The following is a 1,406-nucleotide window of genomic DNA, read 5'->3' on the forward strand; positions in this document are numbered from 1 at the left end:
TGGACTTGGTTGGGCTTTAATTGGCGCATGCCCTGGCCCAATGTATATACTTTTAGGCACTGGTGTTTTTAGCATGCTAATTGTAATTGCAGCGGCATTAATAGGTACGTTTTTATATGGTATTTTAAAAAATAAACTACCACATTAAAAATGGACAACACAGATATTTTAGGTTATATTGGCGCACTAATTGTTGGTTTAGTACTAGGCTTAATAGGCGGTGGCGGTTCAATTTTAACAGTGCCATTGTTGGTGTATTTATTGGGTTATAACCCTATAATTGCTACAGCCTATTCGTTATTTGTGGTAGGCACAACATCATTAGTTGGCACACTTCAAAAACACAAAAAAGGGTTGGTTGATTTTAAAACAGGTTTAGCGTTTTCTTTTCCTTCATTTGTGGCTGTATATTTATCAAGGCGCTACTTGGTACCTAATATTCCAGACAGTCTTTTTTCAATAGAAAGCATTGAAATTACAAAAGAAATGAGCATCATGATTTTCTTTTCAATTATCATGCTTATTTCTTCAGTTTCTATGATAAAAAACAAAAAAAAATCTGATGTTACTACAAAAAATAGTCAGCCGTATTACAAAACATTTATACAAGGTATAATCATTGGTACTATTACAGGAATAATTGGTGCTGGTGGCGGTTTTTTATACGTACCCGCTTTAGTACTTTGGGCCAATATACCCATGAAAAAAGCTGTAGGCACATCATTAATTATTGTAACAATTAACTCTTTAATTGGTTTTACTGGTGATATGCAAACACTAGCAATAGATTGGTTTTTTCTGCTATCATTCACCATAACTTCTATTATTGGTATTTTATTAGGCGTGTATTTATCAAAATTTATAAGCGGAAAAAAGCTAAAGAAAAGCTTTGGTATTTTCACTTTAATAATGGCTATATACATTGTATACAGAGAAACTAGCCTAGAATAATTTATGTGACTTTAGTCACACTCAAAACTGAAGCACTTTAGTAATTTTGAATACGAAAAAGATTAAAAAAATGAAAATAGAACAAATATATACAGGATGTTTAGCACAAGGGGCTTATTACATAGAATCTGAAGGCGAAGTTGCTATAATTGACCCACTACGCGAAACACAACAATACATTGACAAGGCTACTAAAGAACATGCTACCATTAAATATATTTTTGAAACACATTTTCATGCCGATTTTGTATCTGGTCACATTGATTTAGCCAATAAAACAGGCGCTACAATTATTTTTGGCCCTAATGCTAAAACAGATTATGATGCCTATATTGCAAAAGATAACGAAACTTTTAAAATAGGAAAAATCACTATAAAGGTGCTTCATACACCTGGCCACACTTTAGAATCTGCCACCTATTTATTAATTGATGAAAACGGGAAAGACCACGCTA

2 protein-coding genes and 1 pseudogene are annotated in these 1,406 nt (G+C 32.8%); all 3 read left to right on the top strand.

Translation table 11 applies throughout. The features are described from left to right. Positions 1 to 148: pseudogene (locus FUA24_RS25585) on the top strand (YeeE/YedE family protein); the annotation flags it as partial. 2 nt (positions 149 to 150) lie between these two features. After that, positions 151 to 951 carry a sulfite exporter TauE/SafE family protein gene (locus FUA24_RS03950; protein ID WP_147136144.1) on the top strand — a complete coding sequence of 267 codons (801 nt, stop codon included), beginning with the start codon at positions 151 to 153 and terminating at the stop codon, positions 949 to 951. Between the two features lie 70 nt (positions 952 to 1,021). Continuing rightward, on the top strand, positions 1,022 to 1,406 hold a 385-nt coding region (locus FUA24_RS03955; RefSeq protein ID WP_148540152.1), incomplete at its 3' end, for an MBL fold metallo-hydrolase.

The sequence above is a fragment of the Seonamhaeicola marinus genome, from assembly GCF_008085455.1.

Excerpts from the sequence above, each read along its gene's own strand:
- FUA24_RS03950 (WP_147136144.1), top strand. The coding sequence starts at position 151 with ATGGACAACACAGATATTTTAGGTTATATTGGCGCACTAATTGTTGGT.